1 protein-coding gene is annotated in these 237 nt (G+C 65.8%); it reads right to left on the minus strand.

Annotation, left to right across the window (positions count from 1 at the left end; translation table 11 throughout):
* A partial coding sequence (locus tag FPL22_RS17765; RefSeq protein WP_162525369.1) for a hypothetical protein occupies positions 1-237 on the minus strand: 237 nt, incomplete at both ends.

The following is a 237-nucleotide window of genomic DNA, read 5'->3' on the forward strand; positions in this document are numbered from 1 at the left end:
GCGCAGTGAGGACATCGATGTTCGTCGTCAGGTGGCGGATGTTCGTGCCGATCGCGCCGTTGGCCTGCAGGCGCAGGTTCGTCGCGGTCACGTTCTTGGTGGAACCGGCCGCGTTGATGATCGAGCCGGCGTCGGTGTCGATCGACACGTTCGTCGCGGTGATGTTGCCCACCGTGATGTTGCCTTCGGCGCGCAGACGCACCGAGGAACCGGTGGCGACCACAGTGGCGGTGCCGT

It is taken from the genome of Rariglobus hedericola (genome assembly GCF_007559335.1).
In the GTDB taxonomy this organism is placed as follows: domain Bacteria; phylum Verrucomicrobiota; class Verrucomicrobiia; order Opitutales; family Opitutaceae; genus Rariglobus; species Rariglobus hedericola.